At 61.3% G+C, this 18,919-nt stretch carries 22 protein-coding genes and 1 tRNA gene; 19 read left to right on the forward strand and 4 right to left on the reverse strand.

Going from position 1 to position 18,919, the window contains the following annotated elements; all coding sequences use genetic code 11:
• Positions 1 to 286: 286 nt before the first annotated feature.
• Positions 287 to 371, reverse strand: a tRNA-Leu gene (locus ACSSU5_RS14945).
• Positions 372 to 477: 106 nt separating this feature from the next.
• Between ACSSU5_RS14945 and queA the strand changes: the two genes are divergently transcribed.
• The 6 genes from queA (at position 478) to ACSSU5_RS14975 (ending at position 6,550) form a co-directional block, all read left to right on the forward strand.
• The gene (queA, locus tag ACSSU5_RS14950) at positions 478 to 1,527 is read left to right on the forward strand and encodes a tRNA preQ1(34) S-adenosylmethionine ribosyltransferase-isomerase QueA (protein WP_264310226.1); all 1,050 of its coding nucleotides are present in this window, start codon (positions 478 to 480) and stop codon (positions 1,525 to 1,527) included.
• Positions 1,528 to 1,541: 14 nt separating this feature from the next.
• Positions 1,542 to 2,657: a tRNA guanosine(34) transglycosylase Tgt gene (tgt, locus tag ACSSU5_RS14955; RefSeq protein WP_077068621.1), complete on the forward strand. Its 1,116-nt coding sequence runs from the start codon at positions 1,542 to 1,544 to the stop codon at positions 2,655 to 2,657.
• 42 nt (positions 2,658 to 2,699) lie between these two features.
• Positions 2,700 to 3,035 (forward strand): preprotein translocase subunit YajC, encoded by a 336-nt coding sequence (gene yajC / locus ACSSU5_RS14960; protein WP_027595530.1) that lies wholly within the window; start codon positions 2,700 to 2,702, stop codon positions 3,033 to 3,035.
• 64 nt (positions 3,036 to 3,099) lie between these two features.
• On the forward strand, positions 3,100 to 4,962 hold the full coding sequence (secD, locus tag ACSSU5_RS14965; protein WP_264310225.1) for a protein translocase subunit SecD: 1,863 nt from the start codon (positions 3,100 to 3,102) through the stop codon (positions 4,960 to 4,962).
• Positions 4,963 to 4,972: 10 nt separating this feature from the next.
• Complete coding sequence (secF, locus tag ACSSU5_RS14970; protein ID WP_264310224.1) at positions 4,973 to 5,881, forward strand: protein translocase subunit SecF; 909 nt, start codon at positions 4,973 to 4,975, stop codon at positions 5,879 to 5,881.
• 120 nt (positions 5,882 to 6,001) lie between these two features.
• Positions 6,002 to 6,550: a glycine zipper 2TM domain-containing protein gene (locus tag ACSSU5_RS14975; RefSeq protein WP_264310223.1), complete on the forward strand. Its 549-nt coding sequence runs from the start codon at positions 6,002 to 6,004 to the stop codon at positions 6,548 to 6,550.
• 37 nt (positions 6,551 to 6,587) lie between these two features.
• Here ACSSU5_RS14975 and ACSSU5_RS14980 read toward each other — a convergent pair whose 3' ends face one another.
• Positions 6,588 to 8,012 carry a class I adenylate-forming enzyme family protein gene (locus ACSSU5_RS14980; RefSeq protein ID WP_264310222.1) on the reverse strand — a complete coding sequence of 475 codons (1,425 nt, stop codon included), beginning with the start codon at positions 8,010 to 8,012 and terminating at the stop codon, positions 6,588 to 6,590.
• Between the two features lie 349 nt (positions 8,013 to 8,361).
• On the opposite strand from ACSSU5_RS14980, the gene ACSSU5_RS14985 reads away from it, so the two are divergent.
• On the forward strand, positions 8,362 to 9,078 hold the full coding sequence (locus tag ACSSU5_RS14985) for a helix-turn-helix transcriptional regulator (protein WP_492559191.1): 717 nt from the start codon (positions 8,362 to 8,364) through the stop codon (positions 9,076 to 9,078).
• A 3-nt stretch (positions 9,079 to 9,081) separates the two neighbouring features.
• On the opposite strand, the gene ACSSU5_RS14990 is transcribed toward ACSSU5_RS14985, so the two are convergent.
• Positions 9,082 to 9,312 (reverse strand): hypothetical protein, encoded by a 231-nt coding sequence (locus ACSSU5_RS14990; protein WP_264310220.1) that lies wholly within the window; start codon positions 9,310 to 9,312, stop codon positions 9,082 to 9,084.
• Positions 9,313 to 9,450: 138 nt separating this feature from the next.
• Here ACSSU5_RS14990 and ACSSU5_RS14995 point away from each other — a divergent pair, with 138 nt between their 5' ends.
• On the forward strand, positions 9,451 to 10,044 hold the full coding sequence (locus ACSSU5_RS14995; RefSeq protein WP_264310219.1) for an acyl-homoserine-lactone synthase: 594 nt from the start codon (positions 9,451 to 9,453) through the stop codon (positions 10,042 to 10,044).
• 120 nt (positions 10,045 to 10,164) lie between these two features.
• Here the strand turns inward: ACSSU5_RS14995 and suhB are convergent, their stop codons facing one another.
• Positions 10,165 to 10,983 carry a type III secretion system regulator SuhB gene (gene suhB, locus ACSSU5_RS15000; protein WP_264310218.1) on the reverse strand — a complete coding sequence of 273 codons (819 nt, stop codon included), beginning with the start codon at positions 10,981 to 10,983 and terminating at the stop codon, positions 10,165 to 10,167.
• 151 nt (positions 10,984 to 11,134) lie between these two features.
• On the opposite strand from suhB, the gene trmJ reads away from it, so the two are divergent.
• The 11 genes from trmJ (at position 11,135) to ndk (ending at position 18,904) form a co-directional block, all read left to right on the forward strand.
• The gene (trmJ, locus tag ACSSU5_RS15005) at positions 11,135 to 11,890 is read left to right on the forward strand and encodes a tRNA (cytosine(32)/uridine(32)-2'-O)-methyltransferase TrmJ (protein ID WP_492559192.1); all 756 of its coding nucleotides are present in this window, start codon (positions 11,135 to 11,137) and stop codon (positions 11,888 to 11,890) included.
• Between the two features lie 3 nt (positions 11,891 to 11,893).
• Positions 11,894 to 12,679, forward strand: a complete 786-nt coding sequence (gene cysE / locus ACSSU5_RS15010) for a serine O-acetyltransferase (protein WP_264310216.1) — start codon at positions 11,894 to 11,896, stop codon at positions 12,677 to 12,679.
• 179 nt (positions 12,680 to 12,858) lie between these two features.
• A complete protein-coding gene (gene iscR, locus ACSSU5_RS15015) occupies positions 12,859 to 13,350 on the forward strand; it encodes a Fe-S cluster assembly transcriptional regulator IscR (protein WP_027595541.1) in 492 nt (163 codons plus the stop codon).
• Between the two features lie 47 nt (positions 13,351 to 13,397).
• Positions 13,398 to 14,612, forward strand: coding sequence for an IscS subfamily cysteine desulfurase (locus tag ACSSU5_RS15020; RefSeq protein WP_264310215.1), 1,215 nt, complete (start codon positions 13,398 to 13,400; stop codon positions 14,610 to 14,612).
• A 46-nt stretch (positions 14,613 to 14,658) separates the two neighbouring features.
• The gene (iscU, locus tag ACSSU5_RS15025; RefSeq protein ID WP_003248539.1) at positions 14,659 to 15,045 is read left to right on the forward strand and encodes a Fe-S cluster assembly scaffold IscU; all 387 of its coding nucleotides are present in this window, start codon (positions 14,659 to 14,661) and stop codon (positions 15,043 to 15,045) included.
• 28 nt (positions 15,046 to 15,073) lie between these two features.
• Positions 15,074 to 15,397, forward strand: a complete 324-nt coding sequence (gene iscA, locus ACSSU5_RS15030) for an iron-sulfur cluster assembly protein IscA (protein WP_008092567.1) — start codon at positions 15,074 to 15,076, stop codon at positions 15,395 to 15,397.
• A gap of 8 nt (positions 15,398 to 15,405) precedes the next feature.
• Positions 15,406 to 15,927 (forward strand): co-chaperone HscB, encoded by a 522-nt coding sequence (gene hscB, locus ACSSU5_RS15035; RefSeq protein ID WP_264310214.1) that lies wholly within the window; start codon positions 15,406 to 15,408, stop codon positions 15,925 to 15,927.
• Positions 15,928 to 15,969: 42 nt separating this feature from the next.
• Positions 15,970 to 17,832 (forward strand): Fe-S protein assembly chaperone HscA, encoded by a 1,863-nt coding sequence (hscA, locus tag ACSSU5_RS15040; protein ID WP_264310213.1) that lies wholly within the window; start codon positions 15,970 to 15,972, stop codon positions 17,830 to 17,832.
• Between the two features lie 3 nt (positions 17,833 to 17,835).
• The gene (gene fdx / locus ACSSU5_RS15045; protein ID WP_264310212.1) at positions 17,836 to 18,177 is read left to right on the forward strand and encodes an ISC system 2Fe-2S type ferredoxin; all 342 of its coding nucleotides are present in this window, start codon (positions 17,836 to 17,838) and stop codon (positions 18,175 to 18,177) included.
• Positions 18,178 to 18,187: 10 nt separating this feature from the next.
• A complete protein-coding gene (gene iscX, locus ACSSU5_RS15050; RefSeq protein WP_264310211.1) occupies positions 18,188 to 18,388 on the forward strand; it encodes a Fe-S cluster assembly protein IscX in 201 nt (66 codons plus the stop codon).
• A 90-nt stretch (positions 18,389 to 18,478) separates the two neighbouring features.
• Positions 18,479 to 18,904 (forward strand): nucleoside-diphosphate kinase, encoded by a 426-nt coding sequence (ndk, locus tag ACSSU5_RS15055; protein ID WP_033701183.1) that lies wholly within the window; start codon positions 18,479 to 18,481, stop codon positions 18,902 to 18,904.
• The last annotated feature ends 15 nt before the right edge of the window (positions 18,905 to 18,919 follow it).

The following is an 18,919-nucleotide window of genomic DNA, read 5'->3' on the forward strand; positions in this document are numbered from 1 at the left end:
GGTCATAGCGAGTGACTGGCTGGCCTGGGCATTTTCGTCGTTGGCAGCCTGAGTTGTGGGCCTGAGAAGTGCTTGCCGCGGCTCTAGTAGTGCATTTTAGATCGAGCGCCGCGCGGGCGGCGCTCGTTCTTGAGAACGCTGCAGATCTGAAGGCATGCGCCTGTTAGCCATAATGCAATGCCATGGCGCGTACCTGATGCCGACCCGGAACAAAATCAAACACCGCGCAGCCAGCCAAAATTCAGGCGAAAAAAAACCGACCATAAGGTCGGTTTTTTCCGGATCTTGGTGCCCCGAGGGAGACTCGAACTCCCACTCCTTTCGAAAACGGATTTTGAATCCGCCGCGTCTACCAATTCCGCCATCAGGGCAGTGGCGCGCAGTATAGAGAGGTGCCTTCGGTCGGTCAATCGGGTTTCATGGTCAATTTTCACACATTGGGCTAAACTTCCCGGCCCTGCCGAACCGAACATCATCATGCGCGTCGCCGATTTTTCCTTCGAACTCCCCGATTCCCTGATCGCCCGCCACCCTTTGGCCGAGCGCCATGGCAGCCGTCTGCTGGTCCTCGATGGGCCGAGCGGCGCGTTGGTACATCAGCAATTCACCGATTTGCTCGACTACCTGCGCCCCGGCGACCTGATGGTCTTCAACAACACCCGGGTGATCCCGGCGCGGTTGTTTGGCCAGAAAGCCTCCGGCGGCAAGCTGGAAGTGCTGGTCGAGCGCGTGCTCGACAGCCACCGGGTGCTGGCGCATGTGCGCTCCAGCAAGGCACCCAAGGTCGGTGCGCAGATTCTCATCGATGGCGGTGGCGAGGCCGAAATGGTCGCGCGCCACGACACGCTGTTCGAGCTGCGCTTCACCGAAGAGGTGCTGCCACTGCTCGAACGCGTCGGGCACATGCCGCTGCCACCTTACATCGACCGCCCCGACGAAGGCGCCGACCGTGAGCGTTACCAGACCGTCTACGCCGAGCGTGCCGGTGCTGTAGCTGCACCAACGGCCGGCCTGCACTTCGACGAAGCGCTGCTGGAAAAGATCGCCGCCAAGGGCGTGGAGCGGGCCTTCGTGACCCTGCACGTCGGCGCGGGCACCTTCCAGCCGGTGCGGGTCGACAAGATCGAAGACCATCACATGCATAAAGAGTGGCTCGAAGTGAGCCAGGATGTGGTGGATGCCGTCGAGGCCTGCCGTGCCCGTGGCGGGCGCGTGGTTGCCGTGGGCACCACCAGCGTGCGTTCGCTGGAAAGCGCGGCGCGCGATGGCGTGCTCAAGGCGTTCAGTGGCGATACCGATATTTTCATCTTCCCGGGCCGGCCGTTCCATGTGGTCGATGCCCTGGTCACCAATTTCCACCTGCCGGAGTCCACGCTGCTGATGCTGGTCTCGGCCTTCGCCGGCTACCCCGAGACCATGGCCGCCTACGCGGCGGCGGTCGAGCAGGGGTACCGCTTCTTCAGTTACGGTGATGCCATGTTCATCACCCGCAATCCGGCGCCACGCGGGCCCGAGGATCAAGCATGAGTCGCACCTGTCGAATGTCCTTCGAACTGCTGGCCACCGACGGCAAGGCCCGTCGTGGTCGCATCACCTTCCCTCGTGGCACCGTGGAAACCCCGGCGTTCATGCCGGTCGGCACCTATGGCACGGTCAAGGGCATGCTGCCGCGCGACATCGAGGCCATCGGCGCCGAGATGATCCTGGGCAACACCTTCCACCTGTGGCTGCGCCCGGGTACCGAGGTGATCAAGAAGCACAACGGCCTGCACGACTTCATGCAGTGGAAAGGCCCGATCCTCACCGACTCCGGTGGCTTCCAGGTATTCAGCCTGGGCGCCATGCGCAAGATCAAAGAGGAAGGCGTGACCTTCGCCTCGCCCGTCGACGGCTCCAAGGTGTTCATGGGCCCAGAAGAGTCCATGCAGGTCCAGCGTGACCTGGGCTCGGACGTGGTGATGATTTTCGACGAGTGCACCCCTTACCCGGCCGAGCACGACGTGGCGCGCACCTCCATGGAGCTGTCGCTGCGTTGGGCCCAGCGCTCGAAAAACGCCCATGCCGACAACACCGCGGCGCTGTTCGGCATCGTCCAGGGCGGCATGTACCAGGACCTGCGCATGCGCTCGCTGGAAGGCCTGGAAAACATCGGCTTCGACGGCCTGGCCATCGGCGGCCTGTCGGTGGGTGAGCCCAAGCACGAGATGATCAAGGTGCTGGACTACCTGCCGGATCAGATGCCCGCTGACAAACCTCGTTACCTTATGGGGGTAGGCAAACCGGAAGATCTCGTTGAGGGTGTGCGCCGCGGCGTCGACATGTTCGATTGCGTGATGCCGACGCGTAACGCGCGCAACGGCCATCTGTTCGTCGATACAGGGGTAATCAAGATCCGCAACGCGTTCCATCGCCACGATGAATCGCCGCTGGATCCGACCTGTGATTGCTACACCTGCACCAACTTCTCCCGCGCGTATCTCCATCACCTGGACAAATGCGGCGAAATGTTGAGCAGCATGCTGAATACCATCCACAACTTGCGCCATTACCAGCGCTTGATGGCCGGTTTACGCGAGGCTATTCAACAGGGTAAATTGGCCGCCTTTGTCGACGCCTTCTACGCCAAGCGCGGGCTGCCTGTGCCGCCCTTGGGCTGACTGTCAGCACTTAAATATTAAAATTCAGTAATGGAGTGCCTCATGAGCTTTCTGATTCCCGCCGCTTACGCGGACGCAGCTGCACCCGCCGCCGGCCCAGCCGGTACCGGTTTCGAGTGGATCTTCCTGGTCGGCTTCCTGGTCATCTTCTACCTGATGATCTGGCGCCCTCAGGCCAAGCGCGCCAAAGAGCAGAAGAACCTGCTGGGCAACTTGCAAAAAGGTGACGAAGTTGTCACCAACGGCGGCATCGCCGGCAAGATCGTCAAAGTTACCGATGACTTCGTGGTGCTGGAAGTTTCCGACACCGTCGAGCTGAAGTTCCAGAAGGGCGCCATCGCCGCGACCCTGCCAAAAGGTACGCTCAAGGCTATCTGAGTTACCGGTTTTATTTTTCCAGTCGGGGCGCGCAACGCGCCCCGCGTCTTGAACGGGCGGCGTGATGCTGAACAAATACCCTCTGTGGAAATACGCACTGATCTTGCTGGTACTGGCGATCGGTTTTATTTATTCCGCTCCCAACCTCTACCCAGATGATCCGGCGGTGCAAGTCAGTGGTGCCAGTTCGGCGCTGCAGGTAAGCCAGGCCGACCTCGATCGCGTTACCAAGGCGCTGACCGATGCGGGTATCACCGTCAAGGGCGGTAGCCTGGGTGAGAAGGGCAGTGCGCTGATTCGCCTGACCAACCAGGAAGACCAGCTTCCGGCCAAGGATGTAGTGCGCAAGGCACTGGGCGATGATTACGTCGTGGCCCTGAACCTGGCTCAGACCACTCCGCAATGGCTGCGCAACCTGGGTGCAAGCCCGATGAAACTGGGCCTGGACCTGTCCGGTGGTGTGCACTTCCTGCTGGAAGTGGACATGGACAAGGCCATGACCGCCCGCATGAAAGTCTATGAAGGCGAGGTCAAGACCCTCCTGCGCAAAGAGCGCATCCGCTACCGCAGCCTGCCTCAGCAGGATGGCGGCATCATGCTGGGCTTCTCTGACGATGCAACCCGCGAACAGGCACGCGCCCTGATCCGCAAGAATTTCAATGATTTCGACCTGACCGCCACCGAGCGCAATGACCTCGCCGTGCTGCGTCTGGCGCTGACTCAGGCGAAAGTTGCCGAGATCCGCGAATACTCGATCAAGCAGAACCTGACCACCGTCCGTAACCGTGTCAACGAGCTGGGCGTGGCCGAGCCGCTGGTTCAACGCCAGGGCGCCAACCGTATCGTGGTCGAGCTGCCAGGCGTGCAGGACACTGCCGAAGCCAAGCGTATCCTCGGCAAGACTGCCAACCTGGAGTTCCGCTTCGGCGCCGAACCGGGTGCGTCCAAGGCGACCACCGAGGTCTTCGAGTTCCGTGAGGGCGGCCGTTCCGCCCCGGTCGAGCGTGGCCTGATCATCACCGGTGACCAGGTCACCGACGCCCAGGCCAGCTTCGACGAGCATGGCCGCCCGCAGGTGAATATCCGCCTGGATGGCCACGGCGGCGAGCTGATGAGCCGCGCCACGCGCAGCAACGTCGGCCGCAGCATGGCGGTGATCTTCATCGAGCAGAAGCCGGTTACCCGCTACGTCAAGCAGACCGTCGACGGCGTCGAGAAGGAAGTGGCGGTACAGAGCTTCCAGGAAGAGAAGAAGATCATCAGCCTGGCGACCATCCAGTCGCCACTGGGCAGCCAGTTCCGCATCACCGGCCTGAACGGCCAGGGCGAATCGTCCGAACTGGCGCTGCTGCTGCGTGCCGGTGGTCTGGCCGCACCGATGTACTTCGCTGAAGAACGTACCATTGGCCCAAGCCTGGGTGCGGACAACATCACCAAGGGTATTGATGCGTCGCTGTGGGGCATGCTGTTCGTCTCGCTGTTCATCATCGCCATCTACCGCGGCTTCGGCGTGATCGCCACCATCGCCCTGGCGGGCAACATGGTCTTGCTGCTGGCATTGATGTCGCTGCTGGGTGCGACCCTGACCCTGCCGGGTATCGCCGGTATCGTGTTGACCATGGGTATGGCGGTGGACGCCAACGTGCTGATCTTCTCGCGGATTCGTGAGGAGCTCAAAGCCGGCATGTCGGTGCAGCGCGCCATCCATGAAGGTTTCAACCGCGCCTATACCGCGATCATCGACGCCAACCTGACCAGCCTGCTGGTCGGCGGCATCCTGTTCGCCATGGGTACCGGCCCGGTCAAGGGCTTTGCGGTCACCATGTCCCTCGGGATTTTCACCTCGATGTTCACCGCCGTCATGGTGACCCGTGCAATGGTCAACCTGACCTGCGGCGGGCGTGACATCAAGAAGCTGTGGGTTTGAGGGAGCTGCGATGAAAACCATCAACTTCATGGGCGTGCGCAATGTCGCGTTCGCCATCACTGTGCTCCTCACCGTCCTGGCGTTGTTCAGCTGGTGGCAGAAGGGCCTGAACTTCGGTTTGGACTTCACCGGCGGTACGCTCATCGAGCTGACCTACGAGCGCCCGGCCGACCTCAAGGCGGTCCGTGCCGAGCTGGTTGACTCCGGTTTCCACGAAGCCGTGGTGCAGAGCTTTGGCGCTACCACCGACCTGCTGGTGCGGATGCCGGGCGATGACCCGCAGCTGGGCAGCAAGGTAGCCGCGGCACTGCAAAAAGCCGGCGGCGACAACCCGGCCACACTCAAGCGCGTCGAGTTCGTTGGCCCGCAGGTGGGTGAAGAGCTGCGTGACCAGGGTGGCATGGGCATGCTCCTGGCCTTGGGCGGTATCCTTATCTACCTGGCCTTCCGCTTCCAGTGGAAGTTCGCCGTCGGCGCGATCATCTCGCTGATCCACGACGTGGTGGTGACCCTGGGCATTCTGTCGTTCTTCCAGATCACCTTCGACCTGACGGTGCTGGCGGCGGTGCTGGCGATCATCGGTTACTCGCTCAACGACACCATCGTCGTGTTCGACCGGGTGCGTGAGAACTTCCGCGTGATGCGCAAGGCCTCGCTGATCGAGAACATCAACGTCTCCACCACCCAGACCCTGCTGCGTACCATCGCCACCTCGGTTTCGACCCTGTTGGCCATTGCTGCGCTGCTGTTCTTCGGCGGTGACAACCTGTTCGGCTTCTCGCTGGCACTGTTCATTGGTGTCATGGCCGGTACCTACTCGTCGATCTACATCGCCAACGTGGTACTGATCTGGCTGAACCTGAACAGCGAAGACCTGATTCCGCCAGCCAAGGCTGAGGGTGTGGACGAGCGTCCGTAAGGGCTTTTCCTACGCCGTTTGGCGAATCAAGAGGCGCGAGTATTGAACTCGCGCCTTTTTTTTTGCTCCAAGGCAGGGCGAAGGCGGGCCAAGCCCCGCGGGTATGATCAGGAGGTTCACGTGAATAAATCAATGCTGGTGGGTGCGGTGCTGGGTGCTGTCGGTGTGACTGCCGGAGGTGCTGTGGCGACCTACAGCTTGGTGAACAAAGGGCCGGAGTACGCCCAGGTCACCGACGTGCAGCCAATCAAGCAGCAGGTCAAGACGCCGCGTGAGGTCTGCAAGGATGTCACTGTGACGCGTCAGGCGCCGGTCAAGGACCAGCACCAAATCGCAGGTACCGTAGTGGGCGCCCTGGCCGGTGGCCTGCTGGGTAACCAGATTGGTGGCGGCACCGGCAAGAAGATCGCCACGGTGGCCGGTGCGGTCGGTGGTGGTTATGCCGGTAACAAGGTGCAGGAAGGCATGCAGGAGCGTGACACCTACACCACGACGCAAACCCGCTGCAACACGGTCAATGACATCAGTGACAAAGTCGTTGGCTACAACGTGAAGTACACCATCGGCGACCAGGTGGGGCAGGTGAAGATGGACCACGAGCCAGGCTCGACCATCCCCCTGGACAAGAATGGCAAGCTGATTCTCAGTGAGAACCAGGCGGGGCAGTGATCGCGCTCTGGTTAAACGCGATCCTACGGTCGATCGCCTACAGCACTGCTTGAGCGGCTAACAGCTTGCGAAGCCGCACACGGTCCGGCTTACCGGTGGGCGTCAATGGAATCCGCTCAAGCACTGCGATACCGGCACAGATGCCGAGTCGCTCCAGCCCCCCGGTCAGATCGGCCAACCGCTCATGGGCGTCAGCCGTACTGGCCTGCACCACCACCTGGGCGCGACGACGATCCTGCTCGTCCACCAGTATCACCACCCCTTCGAACTTCATGGCCTGTGCAATCTGCGCTTCGAGGGCGGGTGCGAACTGGGTACCTTGTTTCGTCAGCAGCGCATCGCTTGCGCGGCCCATGGGCATCAAGCTGCCGTCGGCCAGGCGCCGGGCGATATCACCGGTGGCATAGGCGTGGTCTTCGCAGGGAATGGGCGCTGGCGGGAAGTACCCAGAGCCACGGTGCGAGGAGCGAGCGATCACTTCACCCACCTCCGGTTGTGCAGGGTCCAGGGGCTCCAGCGTCACCTCGACATCGCCCACCGGGCGCATGCCGCAGCCGACCTGCAGTTTTGGCGCGAAGTTGGCCAGGATCATGCCGAACTCCGTTGAGCCATAGATCCGCCTGAGGTGCACGCCCAGGTGGCGCTCGCATTCAAGCACCACATGATCATCCAGGTAGGTGCCGCCGCAGAAGGGTTTGCTCAGCGCCGGCAGGCGGATGCCACGGCTCTGCGCGGTACGGGCCAGTTCCAGGTATTGCGACGGCAGTGCACTCATCACACTGATGCGCTGTTCGTGCAGAGTGCGCAGGGTGTTCTCCACCTGCGCCGCATCGCCCAGATACAGCGTGGCGCCCGTCAGCAAGGCCGGGAATACATGCAGGTCCACTGCGTGCCCGCCATCCAGGGTATGAATGTTCAGGTAGCGCGCGCCGGCGTCGAGGCCGGCGCTCTCGACCCAGTGCATGATTTCTCGGTACAGCCGGTCCTGGCGCCACAGCGCAAGCTTTGGGGTGCCGGTGCTACCTGAGGTTTCCTGCATGCGCATCAGCCCGGCGCAGTCCCGCCAGGCTGGAGTCTTGATGTTTACAGGTGTTGGCGATTGCAGGGTGAAGCCTGGCACGCCAAGGCCAGCGGGCACGATGCCGGCTTCGGTAATCAGTAGGGAGGCACCGACCTGGCCCAGGCGCATGGCCCGCTGATGAATGCTGCTGGTCACGCTCACAGGGCAATGAATGAGCCCAAGGCTGGCCATGGCAAACAGCAGCGCGACATAACCCGTGCTGTTTTCCAGTTGCGTGGCCACCACGTCGCCTTCACGCAGGCCTGCGGCGTGCAGCCTGGCGCGCAATTGGTCGATGTCCTGCAGCAATTCGCCATAGCTGCGGGTTTTGCCATGGCTGTCGACGACCGCCGGATAGTCACGATGGCGCGCAACCATGCTAAAGAACTGTTGCTGGAACATGCAGGGGTCTCCTTGAGGGTCAGCCGAAATACAGCTTCAGGTGTCTTCCCGTGCCGTCCATGTGCAAAGTAGTGCCGCCTGCCGGTGCAGGCTGGTGCCACGCTAGTAAATAGGTTGCGCGCGCTGCCTGGTACCTCCCAGAACAGGGAGGTTGTGGCCGCGCCGGCAACTGAATAGTGTCTGCGACCGTTTGCGTCGCGCGTGTATCTCGTCGGCGGACATTACTCGCACGTTGATTTCAAAGTGCCATGTAACTATCTTATCGACCCACCTGAATGAGGGAGTCGATATTCCCTCGCGTGTTGTCTCGACATGAGACCACCGTCAAACGGTGTCTACGAGGAAGGGAATGGCCCTACTGGTGATGGATGAGCTGCTGCAACTCAGCGAAATGGAGCGCTTTGAGGACTGGCTGGCTCACCTGAAAATCTTGACCCGCAAGCTGGGATATTCGAACTTTCTGATCGGTCTCAAGCCTGCGCCCACTGACGCCAATCAGCAGGTGCTGATTTACAGCGATTACCCTGATGCGTGGCGTACCCGTTACGATGCCGAGTCTTACGCTGCGGTTGACCCGGTCGTTCAGCATTGCCTGAATGCAAACCGGCCCTTGCTGTGGGACCGGGAAAACTACTGCCGTCCCTCTGAATCGGAATTCTTCGAGGAAGCCGCGGCGCATGGCTTGGAGCAAGGGCTTGCGCTGCCCTTGCATGGCCCGCGAGGCGAGGCAGGCATGCTCTGTCTCAAGCCAGACGAGAGCGGCGCGCAGGCGGCGGTCGCGATGATCCAGTCCTTGCCCATGGCGACCCTGCTGCGCGATTACGCGATGGAGGGGATGCTCAGGGCGCGCATTGAGTGCTCCACGCCGGTACACCTGACGAGCCGGGAAAAAGAAGTGCTGCAGTGGAGCGCGGCAGGCAAGACGACCTGGGAAATCTCGATGATCCTGTCGTGCACGACCTCGGCCATCGACTTCCACTTCAAGAACATCCGCCGCAAGTTTCAGGTCAGCTCGCGTCAGATGGCGGTGCTCAAGGCCATCCAGCAAAAATCGATCACGCCTTGAGTGCTACTTCGGGCGTTGCGCCAGGTCGCTTTCCTCAAGGCGGCCGCTGAGGTACAGGCGCAGCAGGATGTATACCGGGGCGGGGACTTGGCTGGTGCATTCGATGCGGCTGGCGCAGGCCTGGCTGATGCCGAATCTTGACCAGAACTCGGTCTGGCTCTGCTTGAGCCCCAGGCGCAGGCTGATGGCTTGATGGGCGACCTCGCGCACAGCTGAGGTATTGAGTAGCTTCATCGGGAATCCATCCTGCAAAAGCCGAAAAATTAACAAGCCTGATTAACTTCGGCCACCTCCCAAATTAGGTAGGATTTTATTTATTCAGCGTGAATATACCGTGGGCGGCAACTCCAACCCCTGCCGGTATTTGCCACTATGCTTATCTCCATTGATCGCCGCACGAACATCGACCCACAAGCGCTGAATGCCATGCATAAACTTCGGGCGCGTATTTTCAAAGTTAAGAAGATGTGGGACATTCCGCTGATCAATGACATGGAGATCGATGGTTACGATGCACTCGACCCCTATTACATGATCATCAACCGCAATGACGATGAGGGCTATGTGTGTGGTTGCTGGCGGATACTGCCGACCACCGGCCCGAACATGCTGGCGCATACGTTCCCTGAGCTGCTGCATGGGCATCCTGCGCCTTGCTCCGACACAATCTGGGAGCTTAGCCGCTTTGCCATCGAGCTGCCTGACGGCAATCGGTTCGGTTTCTCGCAGGGCACCACGCAGGCCATTCATGCCATCGTCAACTATGCCGTAGATTGTGGTGTAAAACAGTTTGTCACAGTGACCACGGTAGGGGTCGAGAAGATGTTGATTCGTCTGGGCCTGGATATCAGCCGCTTCGGCCCAGCGTTGCAAATTGGCGTTGAGCGGGCGGTAGCGCTGCGCATCGAGTTGAATGAGAAGACCACGGCAGCCTTGGAAACAGCAATTAATAGCAACTGCCATTGAGTGGCTGTTTGCTGGGATCCGGTGTTTTATCAATACGTTGCACAGTCAGCTAAATGCCAAGCGCTCTGCGTGCCCATAAAAAAGCACCCCAAGGGGTGCTTCTTTAAATGCAATTCGCGCTTAGCGCTTCATGCTCTCTGGCAGGTGCGGCTGGATAGCCGTCAGTACCGCTTTGAAACACTTGATGTTGCCAGCGACGATGTGGCCCTTGTCGAGGAAGTCATGGCCACCGTTGAAGTCGCTTACCAGGCCGCCTGCTTCCTGAATCAGCAGTACGCCTGCAGCCATGTCCCACTCGGACAGGCCCGACTCCCAGAAGGCATCGAAACGGCCAGCGGCGACGTAAGCCAGGTCCAGGCTGGCGGAGCCCGCGCGGCGGATGCCGGCAGTTTGGCCAGTCAGGGCGCGGAACATGCCCAGGTAGTTGTCCAGGCCGTCCATCTGGCTGTCACGGAACGGGAAGCCGGTACCCAGCAGGGCGCCGTCCAGGCTGGTGCGCGAGCTGACGCGCAGGCGACGACCATTGAGCTGGGCGCCACGGCCACGGCTGGCGGTGAATTCTTCCTGGCGAACCGGGTCGAGAACCACAGCGTGCTCAAGGCGGCCACGGTATTTGCAGGCGATGCTGACGGCGAAGTGAGGGATGCCACGCAGGAAGTTGGTGGTACCGTCCAGTGGGTCGATGATCCACAGGTAGTCCTTGCCTTCTTCGCCGGTGCCCGCGTGCATGCCGGTCTCTTCACCCTGAATGGAGTGGTTCGGGTAGGCCTTGCGCAGGGCGTCGACGATTTTCTGTTCGGCGGCGCGATCGACTTCGGAAACGTAGTCCTTGGCCTCTTTCTCATCGACCTTGATGCTATCCAGGCGTTCGATGGAGCGGAAAATCAGTTCACTGGCGCTGCGAGCGGCGCGCAGGGCGATATTCAGCATAGGCTGCATGGGCGGGTCACCTGGAGATGTTAAAGAAGAAAGCCGATCATTCTAGCAGAAATCTTTGACGGCAGAAGTGTCACATTTGCTTTCATGGCGTTACGTCTGTCGGTTCTGTAAGATCGAAGGCCCTGATATCTGCCTCTGAGAGCACAACACCGTGCTGCAAAATATTCGTGTTGTTCTGGTCAATACCAGCCACCCCGGCAACATCGGCGGCGCTGCGCGTGCCATGAAAAACATGGGCTTGTCGCGTCTGGTGCTGGTGCAGCCGAAAGAGTTTCCCGCTGCCGAAGCCAGTGCGCGTGCCTCGGGCGCCGACGATGTGCTGGGCAACGCCCAGGTCGTCGACAGCCTGGAGCAGGCGCTGGTCGGCTGTAACCTGGTGATGGGCACCAGTGCCCGCGAGCGCAGTATTCCCTGGCCGCTGATCGACCCTCGCGAATGCGGGGCCAAGGCTGTGGGGCATGCGCTGGGCGGCGAGGAAATCGCCCTGGTGTTCGGTCGCGAGCACGCCGGCCTGACCAACGAAGAACTGCAGCGATGTCACTTCCACGTGCACATTCCCTCGAACCCCGACTTCAGCTCGCTGAATCTGGCTGCCGCTGTCCAGGTGCTCTCTTATGAGGTGCGCATGGCCTGGCTGGCGGCCGAGGATGCACCGGCCAAAGTCGAGAAGGTCGACGCCAGCGAGCTGGCGACCATGGACGAAATGGAGCTGTTCTACGACCACCTGGAAAAGACCCTGGTGGACATCGGCTTCCTTGACCCCGAGAAGCCCAAGCACCTGATGGCGCGCCTGCGCCGTTTGTATGGGCGAAGCTCCGTCGAGCGTCCGGAAATGAGCATTTTGCGCGGTATCCTCACCGAGACCCAGAAAGTGGCTCGGGGCGAACCGCATAAAAGGAAGGGCTGACAGATGTTCGAACGTCTGCGTGAAGATATTCAAAGCGTATTCCACCGTGACCCCGCTGCGCGCAACGCCTTTGAGGTGCTGACCTGCTACCCCGGCATGCACGCCATCTGGCTGCACCGGCTTGGCAATGCCTTGTGGACGCGTGATTTCAAATGGCTGGCCCGGCTGGTGTCGAACTTCGGGCGCTGGATGACCGGGATCGAAATCCACCCCGGCGCCACCATTGGCCGGCGCTTCTTCATCGACCACGGCATGGGCATCGTCATTGGCGAGACCGCCGAGATTGGCGACGATGTCACGCTTTATCAGGGCGTGACCCTGGGTGGTACCAGCTGGAATAAAGGCAAGCGCCATCCGACCCTGGAAAACGGCGTGGTGGTGGGGGCGGGGGCCAAAGTGCTGGGCCCGTTCACGGTCGGTGCCGGGGCCAAGATCGGCTCCAACGCCGTGGTCACCAAGGCGGTGCCGGCAGGGGCGACCGCCGTCGGCATCCCAGGCCGCATTATCGTCAAGAGCGAAGAGACCGAAGTCGAAGCCCGGCGCAAAGCCATGGCCGAGAAGATCGGCTTCGATGCCTATGGCGTCAGTGGCGACATGCCCGACCCGGTTGCGCGCGCCATCGGCCAGATGCTCGACCATCTGCAAGCGGTCGATGAGCGCCTGGAAGGCATGTGCGGTGCGCTGACCAAGATGGGCAGTGACTACTGCGCCAAGGAGTTGCCGGCACTGCCGGAAGACGATTTCACCGAAGTTGCCCAGGGCGCCCAGCGCGACACTCAGTCGCATTGATCGCGCCGCGCTGAAATCATAGTGACATACGGGGCGTGTGCTCACGCCCCTCGTCTGCTACAATCGCGCCCGCCTCCCGACGCAAAACCCGACTAAAGCAGTAGGTCTAATAGTTGACTTAAATGCTCGGGAATCGCATACTCGCTCACATCCTGTAACTCCCGTGGTACCCAATAGCCATGCGACTGACTACCAAAGGCCGATACGCCGTGACAGCCATGCTTGACTTGGCGTTGCACGCGCAGCATGGGCCGGTGTCTTTGGCCGACATTTCCGAGCGCCAGGGCATTTCCCTCTCTTATCTGGAACAGCTGTTCGCCAAGCTGCGCCGCAGCAGCCTGGTATCCAGTGTGCGCGGTCCAGGCGGTGGCTATCAGCTGTCGCGGGGCATGGAAACCATCCAGGTGGCGCAGGTCATCGACGCGGTCAACGAATCGGTCGATGCCACCCGTTGCCAGGGCCTTGGGGATTGCCATGCCGGTGACACCTGCCTGACCCACCACTTGTGGTGCGATCTCAGCCAGCAGATCCATGAATTCCTCAGCGGCATCAGCCTGGCCGACCTCGTCAAGCGCCGTGAGGTGCAGGAAGTCGCCCAGCGCCAGGACCTGCGTCGTGTCGCAGGCCGATCCGCCCAGTTGGACAAGATTGAGACGTCCGCCGTCGACTGACCTTTATGAAAGCGACGAGCGACGCCACCGCCTGATAGGAGATATCCATGAAGTTGCCGATCTACCTCGATTACTCCGCGACCACCCCGGTCGATCCCCGCGTCGCCCAGAAAATGGCCGACTGCCTGCTGGTCGACGGGAACTTCGGTAACCCGGCTTCGCGCTCCCACGTCTTCGGCTGGAAAGCCGAAGAAGCGGTCGAGAACGGTCGTCGCCAGGTCGCCGAACTGATCAACGCCGATCCGCGCGAAATCGTCTGGACCAGCGGTGCCACCGAGTCCGACAACCTCGCACTCAAAGGTGTCGCGCACTTCTATCAGACCAAGGGCAAGCACATCATCACCTCCAAGATCGAGCACAAGGCGGTCCTGGACACCGCTCGCCAGCTCGAGCGTGAAGGTTTCGAAGTCACCTACCTGGAGCCAGGCGAAGACGGCATCGTCACCCCGGCCCAAGTCGAGGCCGTGCTGCGCGACGACACCATTCTGGTCTCGCTGATGCACGTCAACAACGAAGTCGGCTCGATCAACGACATCGCCGCCATCGGTGAGCTGACCCGCTCCCGCGGCGTGCTGTTCCACGTCGATGCCGCCCAGTCGGCTGGCAAGGTCGAAATCGACCTGCAGAAGCTCAAGGTCGACCTGATGTCGTTCTCGGCGCACAAGGTCTACGGCCCTAAAGGCATCGGCGCGCTGTACGTCAGCCGCAAGCCGCGTGTCCGTCTGGAAGCGATCATCCACGGTGGTGGCCATGAGCGCGGCATGCGTTCGGGCACTCTGCCGACTCACCAGATCGTCGGTATGGGCGAAGCCTTCGCCATTGCCAAGCAGGAAATGGCCAGCGAGAACGCGCGCATCAAGGCCCTGAGCGACCGCTTCTTCAAGCAGGTCTCGGACCTTGAAGAGCTGTACGTCAACGGCAGCCAGACTGCCCGCGTGCCGCACAACCTGAACCTGAGCTTCAACTACGTCGAAGGCGAGTCGCTGCTGATGTCCCTGAAAGACATCGCCGTATCGTCCGGTTCGGCCTGTACCTCCGCTTCGCTCGAGCCGTCGTACGTACTGCGTGCTCTGGGCCGCAACGACGAGCTGGCGCACAGCTCGATCCGCTTCTCCTTCGGCCGCTTCACCACTGAAGAAGAAGTCGACTACGCCGCGCAGAAAGTCTGCGAGGCCGTTAACAAACTGCGTGAGCTGTCGCCGCTGTGGGATATGTACAAAGACGGCGTTGACATCTCCAAGATCGAGTGGGCCGCCCACTAAGCAGTCGCCGGCAAGAGCGGCTCCCTGATGAGGAAGGAATTGCACCATGGCATACAGTGAAAAGGTCATCGACCACTACGAAAACCCACGTAACGTCGGCAAGATGAACGCCGAAGACCCGGATGTCGGTACCGGCATGGTCGGCGCGCCGGCCTGCGGTGACGTGATGCGTCTGCAGATCAAGGTCAACGAGCAGGGCGTCATCGAAGACGCCAAATTCAAGACCTACGGCTGCGGTTCGGCCATCGCCTCCAGCTCCCTCGCCACTGAGTGGATGAAGGGCAAGACCTTGGACGAAGCCGAAACCATCAAGAACACCCAGCTGGCCGAAGAACTGGCGTTGCCGCCGGTCAAGATCCACTGCTCGGTACTCGCCGAAGATGCCATCAAGGCAGCCGTACGCGATTACAAGCAGAAGAAAGGCTTGATCTAAGTCGCCTGTTGCGAGGTAAGGAGTTTCGATGGCTATCAGCATGACAGAAGCCGCCGCCAACCATGTGCGGCGTTCCCTCGAAGGGCGCGGCAAGGGCGAAGGTATTCGCCTGGGCGTGCGCACCACCGGTTGCTCGGGCCTGGCCTATGTGCTGGAGTTCGTCGACGAATTGGCTGACGAAGACACGGTCTTCGAGAACCACGGCGTCAAGGTGATCATCGATCCCAAGAGCCTGGTGTACCTCGACGGTACCGAGCTGGACTTCGTCAAGGAAGGGTTGAACGAAGGCTTCAAGTTCAACAACCCCAACGTGCGCGGTGAGTGTGGCTGCGGCGAAAGCTTCAACGTCTGAGGCTGGCTGTGGGTACTCCTTGTCATTTCGCACTGTTTGACCTCCAGCCAAGCTTCCGCCTGGATCTCGACAAGCTGGCCACTCGCTATCGCGAGCTGGCCCGCGAAGTCCATCCCGATCGCTTTGCCGACGCTTCCGAGCGTGAGCAGCGCGTTGCGCTGGAAAAATCCGCGGCCCTCAACGACGCCTACCAGACCCTGCGCAGTGCGCCGCGCCGAGCCCGCTACCTGCTGGCCATCGGTGGCCACGAAGTGCCCCAGGAAGTCACGGTCCACGACCCCGACTTCCTGTTGCAGCAGATGCAGTGGCGTGAAGAGCTCGAAGAGCTGCAGGACGAAGCCGACCTTGATGGTGTTGGCGTGTTCAAGAAGCGCCTCAAGGTCGCTCAGGACACGCTGAACGAGGATTTCGCCGCCTGCTGGGATGTCGCAGACGAGCGCGAGAAGGCTGAACGCCTGATGCGCCGCATGCAGTTCCTCGACAAGCTCGCCCAAGAAGTGCGCCAACTGGAAGAGCGCCTCGACGATTAACCCGGTGTCTCCCGTGATGACGCCTAAGGTATTCAGATAAGCATGGCCCTACTGCAGATCGCCGAACCCGGTCAGACCCCTCAGCCGCACCAGCGCCGCCTGGCGGTGGGTATCGACCTGGGTACCACCAATTCTCTGGTCGCTGCCTTGCGCAGCGGTCGTAGCGAGCCCCTGCCCGATGCGCAGGGTAATGTCATTCTGCCGTCTGCGGTGCGCTACCTCGAAGGGCGCAGCGAAGTCGGGCAGGCTGCGCGCGATGCCGCTTCCAGCGACCCACTGAACACCGTGCTGTCGGTAAAGCGCCTGATGGGGCGTGGTCTGGCCGACGTCAAGCAGTTGGGCGAACAGCTGCCGTACCGCTTCATTGGCGGTGAGTCGCACATGCCGTTCATCGACACCGTCCAGGGGCCGAAAAGCCCGGTGGAAGTGTCCGCCGACATCCTCAAGGTACTGCGTGAGCGCGCCGAGCAAACACTCGGTGGCGATCTGGTGGGGGCGGTGATCACCGTGCCGGCCTATTTCGACGACGCTCAGCGCCAGGCCACCAAGGACGCCGCGCGCCTGGCAGGCCTCAATGTGCTGCGCCTGCTCAACGAGCCGACCGCAGCGGCCGTGGCCTATGGCCTGGACCAGAACGCCGAAGGCGTGGTGGCCATCTATGACCTGGGCGGCGGTACCTTCGATATCTCCATTCTGCGCCTGACTGCCGGCGTCTTCGAAGTCCTGGCCACCGGCGGCGATACCGCCCTGGGCGGTGATGATTTCGACCACGCCATCGCTGGCTGGATCATCGAGCAGGCAGGCCTTTCCTCCGACCTGGACCCGGCGACTCAGCGCCAGTTGCTGCAGGCCGCGTGCGCCGCCAAAGAGGCCCTGACCGATGCCGACGTGGTCAGCGTCAGTCACGGCGCCTGGCAGGGCGAGCTGAGCCGCGCAGCCTTCGAAGCCATGATCGAGCCCTTGATCGCCCGCAGCCTCAAGGCCTGCCGCCGCGCTGTGCGCGACAGCGGCGTCGAGCTGGAAGAAGTCGGTGCGGTGGTCATGGTTGGCGGTTCGACCCGCGTGCCGCGCGTACGCGACGCCGTCGGCACGCTGTTCGGCCGTACCCCACTGACCTCAATCGACCCCGATCAGGTGGTGGCCATCGGTGCTGCCATCCAGGCCGACACCCTGGCTGGCAACCGCCGCGAAGGTGGTGAGCTGTTGCTGCTCGACGTCATCCCGCTGTCCCTGGGGCTTGAGACCATGGGCGGGTTGATGGAGAAGGTGATCCCGCGCAACACCACCATTCCGGTGGCGCGCGCGCAGGAGTTCACCACGTACAAAGATGGCCAGTCGGCCATGATGATCCACGTCCTGCAGGGTGAGCGCGAGCTGATCAGCGACTGCCGCTCCCTGGCGCGCTTCGAGCTGCGCGGCATTCCGGCGATGGTTGCCGGCGCCGCGAAGATCCGCGTGACCTTCCAGGTCGATGCCGATGGCCTGCTCAGTGTCGCTGCCCGCGAACTGGGGTCGGGCGTCGAGGCCAGCATTCAGGTCAAGCCGTCCTACGGCCTGACCGACGGTGAGATCGCCCGCATGCTCAAGGATTCCTTCGAGCACGCAGGCAGTGACAAGCAGGCGCGTCAGCTGCGTGAACACCAGGTTGACGGCGAACGCCTGCTCGAAGCGGTACAGGGCGCCTTGGACGCCGACGGCGAACGCTTGCTCAGCAGCGAAGAGCGCGAAGCCATCGAATTCCAGATGCAAGAACTACGTGATTTGCTGACCGGCACCGATGGCCCCGCCATCGAGCAACAGACCAAGCGTCTGTCGCAGGTGACCGATGCATTTGCCGCCCGTCGCCTTGATTCGACGGTCAAAGCCGCACTGGCCGGGCGCAACCTGAATGAGATCGAGGAGTAACCGATGCCGCTGGTGACATTCCTGCCGCACGAGAAGTTCTGCCCAGAAGGGCTGACCGTGGAGGTACCGACCGGGACCAACATCCTGGAGCTGGCCCACGATCATCACATCGAGATGGAAAGCGCCTGCGGTGGCGTCAAGGCCTGCACTACTTGCCACTGCATTGTTCGCAAAGGTTTCGACTCGCTCGAGGAAGCCGACGAGCTCGAAGAGGACATGCTGGACAAGGCCTGGGGCCTGGAGGCCCAGTCGCGCCTCGGCTGCCAGGTGGTCGTCGGTGATGAAGACCTGACCATCGAGATCCCCAAGTATTCGCTTAACCACGCTGCCGAAGCGCCCCACTGAGGATTTTTGCATGAGTCTGAAATGGGTTGATGTACTTGAGATCGCCATCCAGCTTGCAGAAAGCAAGCCGGACGTCGATCCTCGTTATGTGAATTTCGTCGATCTGCACCGCTGGGTGCTGGCATTGCCTGACTTCAGCGACGATCCGTCACGCGGCGGTGAGAAAGTGCTCGAGGCCATCCAGGCGGCCTGGATTGATGAAGCCGACTAAGTGCGACGCTGCAGGTTAGGCAATCCCCTTGAACCCGCGTATAATTCGCGGGTTTAATTTTTCGCAACACTCATATTTCTGGAGTTTTCCATGGCTGTTCAACGTACTTTCTCGATCATCAAGCCTGACGCAGTTGCCAAAAACGTCATCGGCAAGATCACCACTCGCTTCGAAGACGCCGGCCTGAAAATCGTTGCTTCGAAAATCAAGCAACTGTCCAAAGCCGAAGCCGAAGGCTTCTACGCTGAGCACAGCGAGCGCGGCTTCTTCGGCGACCTGGTTGCCTTCATGACTTCCGGCCCGGTTGTTGTTCAGGTTCTGGAAGGCGAAAACGCCATCGCACTGAACCGTGAGCTGATGGGCGCTACCAACCCTAAAGAAGCTGCTGCCGGCACCATCCGCGCTGACTTCGCCGAGTCGATCGACGCCAACGCCGTTCACGGTTCGGACTCCGAAGCTGCTGCTGCTCGCGAAATCGCTTACTTCTTCGCTGCTACCGAGGTAACCACTCGCTAAGCGAAAGCTTACGGG

This window comes from Pseudomonas sp. E1MeOHC2 (assembly GCF_058745025.1).